This window comes from Vibrio sp. 10N.222.46.A1, assembly GCF_041473595.1.
In the GTDB taxonomy this organism is placed as follows: domain Bacteria; phylum Pseudomonadota; class Gammaproteobacteria; order Enterobacterales; family Vibrionaceae; genus Vibrio; species Vibrio tasmaniensis_A.
This window is the reverse complement of record NZ_JBFRSN010000875.1, coordinates 1-4,872: the sequence shown is the minus strand read 5'-3', so window position 1 is coordinate 4,872 and position 4,872 is coordinate 1. Positions and strand designations below refer to the sequence as shown.

Annotated in this window: 3 protein-coding genes and 1 pseudogene; all 4 read right to left on the bottom strand. The window is 43.2% G+C overall.

Translation table 11 applies throughout. The features are described from left to right. Positions 1 to 22 precede the first annotated feature (22 nt). Entirely contained in the window at positions 23 to 844 is an 822-nt protein-coding gene (locus AB4496_RS21385) for a hypothetical protein (RefSeq protein ID WP_009847357.1), read from the bottom strand. A 124-nt stretch (positions 845 to 968) separates the two neighbouring features. Continuing rightward, positions 969 to 2,123, bottom strand: a complete 1,155-nt coding sequence (locus AB4496_RS21380; protein ID WP_009847358.1) for a porin — start codon at positions 2,121 to 2,123, stop codon at positions 969 to 971. Between the two features lie 524 nt (positions 2,124 to 2,647). Beyond that, the gene (gene ligA / locus AB4496_RS21375; protein ID WP_009847359.1) at positions 2,648 to 4,660 is read right to left on the bottom strand and encodes an NAD-dependent DNA ligase LigA; all 2,013 of its coding nucleotides are present in this window, start codon (positions 4,658 to 4,660) and stop codon (positions 2,648 to 2,650) included. Between the two features lie 92 nt (positions 4,661 to 4,752). Beyond that, positions 4,753 to 4,872, bottom strand: a pseudogene (locus AB4496_RS21370) (cell division protein ZipA); the annotation flags it as partial.

Genomic DNA, 4,872 nt, shown 5'->3' with positions numbered 1-4,872 from the left:
AAGGAGCCTAGGCTCCTTTCCTTTAAAACTCGATTAATTGTTTGATTATCGTTTTACGTTCTTCTTTGGAAGCTTTGTTAAACCAATATTCGAACATTTCAATCTCTTTGACATTATCACCTAAAGAATCAACAACACCATTTCGATTTGCTACAGACCAGTTAATAACGGAGTCTCTTTGTTCTGTTGGAATTTGTTCAAACCAATATTTTGACATCTCTTGAGCTTGGCTTACCGGCTCTTGCTGAAGCGCGGGAACTGCAACTACAGGTGCGGCTGCGGCTACAGGTGCTGCCATAACAGATTTAGCTGTTGCGTTTTTATCACCCGTATTTACGATTGCTTCGATGTAGCCAGCAGGAATAGAAAACGAAATGCTGTTCGCATTTGAAACCTGGACATCAAAAATTAGATCTTTAAAAGGTGCTTCGTTGAAGATTTCATTAGATACAGGAAATTTCACATACTGTGTTTGAGTACATATATCGCTGCATGTTTCAGCTGAAGCCGCATAAGGTTTTAATGGCACTTTACCTTCAGAACCTTGAACTAAGACAGAGCGATACTCGTTGTAATTTTTAAAGTACTGAAGCTCCATCGTTATGTATGAATCAGGTACCGTTACAGTACTGTTTGGGGTAACGTAATTTAGCTCTAAAGACGAGTTAACTAGCTGACCTTGTCTAACTTCAAGCACATCAGGAGACAGCGACTCACCAACGACAATTTGGTAATTTTGCTTACTCTCTATTCTTTTAACAGAATCTGTAAAATCACTATTAGAATCTAATGTTGTACATCCAATTAAGAATAAAGGAATCGATGCTAAAACTATTTTTTTCATATTAACTACCTCGAGGGTTTCCCCATAATATTATTCGATGCCTTTTCTTTCTTAGGCTGGACCAGAAATGAATATGCGCCGACTAATTAGTCAGCGCATCTCTTTACTTAAAGCATGGTTTCAATTAGAAGCCGTACTCTAAACCAATACGTGTAACGAACGTATCTGTGTTAGCAATAGAACCTTTATCGTCAGCTTTGATATCACGCTGTGCAATACGGATGTAAGGAACAAAGCCGTTATGAACGTACATTAGCTGACCTGAGATTACGCTATCTTCATCAGCGTTTTTAACACCATCAGTTTCAGACTCTAGGTTAGCTGCGTAACCTAGTTTGAAGCCCCAAGGGCCGTTCCAGTACTGACCGATTACAGAGTATGAAGCCTGTTCAGACTTAGCGCCGCCTTGAACATCTGACTCACCCGCTTTGTAGGCTGCAGAAATACCGAAACCTGCTGGAAGTGACGCTTCAAAACCGATTAGATAACCAAATGTATCAGCCATTTCAGCAGAAGTTGCAGCAACTGCAGGAGTTGCACCGCCAAAGTTTACGCCATCACAACCCGTAGCAACTAAACATGTACCAGCAGCAGTTCCAGCTGTTGCAGCTGTTAGTTGACGATCTGATTCTGATTCAACAGCAGCGTGGAAAGTAACCGTATCAGCTAAACGGTAGTGAGCAGCCGCGCCGTAGAAGTAGTTATCTTTAACACTTGAGTCACCACGACCTGTTGCTAGGTTGAATGTAAAACCATTCAAGTCAGCAGAATCGTATCGAGCCATATCACCATGACGGTCACGGTTGTATTTAACATCGCCGCCCCAGTCCCATACTGCGCCCAAACCTGGGTTAGCATAAGGCCAGTCAATTACTTCATACATTGGCGTCAGCATACGACCAAAACGTACTTTACCCCAGTCACCTTGCAGGCCTAAGAACGTATCACGATTACCTAGTGTCGCACCGTCACCGTTTTCACCAACGTAACCAGATTCAATTTGCATGAATACGTTCACGTTCTCGAACATGTCTTTACTTGCACGGAAACCAATTCGAGATTCATTCTCGTAATCGTATCCCGTACCTGTATCAGTTTTTACGCCGTTTTTAGTTTTTTCTGAATCGTAGTTAACAACAGAGATTGCTGCTACACCGTAAGCCTGAACGTTAAAATCTGAGATAACACCAACTTGAGAAGATTCAGATGCGAATGCACCACTTGAAATCATCGCAACTGCAGCACCAAGTAAAGTACGTTTGAAAATTTTGTTTTCCATGGAATAAAACTCCTAAAAATGGATATAGCTGTTTGAATATTTCCCGCCTAAAGTTGGCCGCCGTAGAGAGAAATACCTTTTCTTGTTTGAGAACCCTGAAACACCGAATTCTCGATTTCCTTTCTGGTTATACACAATGTGCATCCATGCCAATAAGACTAACTTCACCCCAAAAAAGATCAATGAGAACTTAATTTTCATCTAAAAAAATATGAGTTGGTGCAAATTTATCATGTACTTAGTGATCCAGATCTACTAATTGAAAAAACCGAGGGGCAAAAGAGTAAAAACATTAAAAAACAAAAACTTACTAACACAGCAGCCTCTTAAAAATTGATATCACTCGCATTTAGCAAACAACTATAACAACATTTCATTAATGTTGAGCGTCATCACTGTCCTGATTTCATAGTTCGTATAGGAACAAATTTCTCAACAATTAAAAAGTGATTACTTTTATATCAGAAACGAAAAAGGCACTCCCTTGAAAGGAGTGCCTTTGAGCTTTTTTTATCTGTATTTACTTACGAAATAAGGGCTATTAGATCTTCTTCTGTTCTTATTTCGATACCTAAATCTTGTGCTTTAGTCAGTTTAGAACCAGCGGCTTCACCAGCAAATAAGATATCCGTTTTCTTAGACACGCTACCGGTTACTTTTGCACCTAAAGCTTGCAAAGCAGCTTTCGCTTCGCTGCGACCTAATTTAGAAAGTGAGCCAGTCAACACAACTACTTTGCCTTCTAACGGTAGCTCTTGATCATCCGCAACAGCTTCAATTGCAGGCCAGTTAACTCCAAGCTCGATAAGTTGGTCGACTACTGCTCTGTTTTTCTCTTGTGAGAAGAAGCTCGTGAGGTGACTTGCTACGATGTCACCAATATCTGACACTTCAACCAACTGCTCATGAGTTGCAGCTTGAACCAACTCTAGCGTTTTAAAGTGCTGAGCTAAGTTCATAGCCGTCGCTTCACCGACTTCTCGAATTCCTAAAGAATAAAGGAAGCGTGCCAATGTCGTGTCTTTCGCTTTGTTAAGCGCACTCACTACATTCTGTGCCGATTTAGGTCCCATACGATCAAGAACCGTAATCACGCCCGCGCTCAACTTAAACAGGTCCGCTGGCGTTTCGACCATTTCGCGATCCACAAGCTGTTCTATCACCTTTACGCCAAGGCCATCGACATCCAGCGCCTTTCTAGACACAAAGTGCTTAAGTGCCTCTTTACGCTGCGCCTGACACACTAAACCGCCAGTACAACGCGCTACAGCTTCGCCCTCTACGCGCTCCACTGCAGAATTACATACAGGGCAGGCGTCCGGGAACACAATGTCTTTAGCCGTCTCAGGACGACGATCTTGTACAACAGCTACAATTTGTGGAATGACGTCACCAGCACGGCGGATAATCACGCTATCTCCGACCTTCACACCTAAACGAGCGATCTCATCAGCATTGTGCAGCGTTGCATTACTCACCGTCACGCCGCCAACAAAAATAGGTTCAAGCTTAGCAACCGGCGTAATAGCGCCTGTACGACCGACCTGAAACTCAACATCATTGAGCAGAGTAATTTCTTCTTGAGCTGGGAACTTATAAGCAATAGCCCAGCGAGGTGCGCGTGCAACAAAACCTAGAGTTTCTTGTGCGGCAATGTCATCAACCTTAATCACCACCCCATCAATTTCATAAGCCAAGGTGTCACGACGAGTCATGATATCTTGGTAATAGGCTTTTACATCTTCAAGAGAACTTAGCTGCTTTGTCTCTGGGCACATAGGCAAGCCCCAAGCTTTCAGCTGCAGGAATCGTTGATAGTGGCTATTTGAAAGCTCAGCGCCTTGTACAACACCGACACTGTATGCGTAGAAAGCCAAGGGGCGTTTTGCTGTAATACGAGAATCAAGCTGACGTAAGCTACCTGCGGCGGCATTACGTGGATTCACAAAGACCTTCTCGCCCTTCTTCAATGCCATCTCATTCAATTTGTCGAAGCCCGCTTTTGGCATAAACACTTCGCCACGTACTTCAATACGTTCCGGCCAACCTTCACCTTGTAACTTAAGCGGAATCGAGCTGATCGTACGCACGTTTTCGGTAATATTTTCGCCAGTCGCACCATCACCACGCGTCGCTGCCTGTACTAAGGTGCCTTTTACATAGAGTAGGCTCACCGCTAAACCATCAAGCTTAGGTTCACAACAGAAGGTCTTTAGGTTCGCAGTTGGCGCTCGATCAGACATGCGCTTATTGAACGCATCTAAATCGTCATCAGAGAAAGCATTATCTAAAGAAAGCATCGGGATCTCATGGGTCACTTGAGTGAAGCCGTCTAGAGGCTGACCGCCGACACGCTGACTCGGCGAATCTACCGTCACAAGTTCTGGGTTCTCTTCTTCGAGCTTTAGCAGTTGTTGCATCAATCGATCGTACTCGACATCAGGGATCTCAGGGCTATCTTCTACGTAATAACGAACGGCATGATAGTGCAGAGTTTCTCTTAACTGCTCTAAGGTAACTTGAATCGATTCTTTCATATCATTCTCTGTCGTGATTGAAATATCAAAAAGGGCTCCCTTAGGAGCCCTTTTCTATAAATATAGATTATTTACAAGGCTAAACAATACGGCTAGGCGTTAGCTGCCGTCATAAAGTCTCGGATTTGCTTACGGTAATCAGACAAACGGTTTGGCGTCATTAAGTTACGTGACTCATCCAATACGTTTCCGCCCATATCGTCGGCAATTTT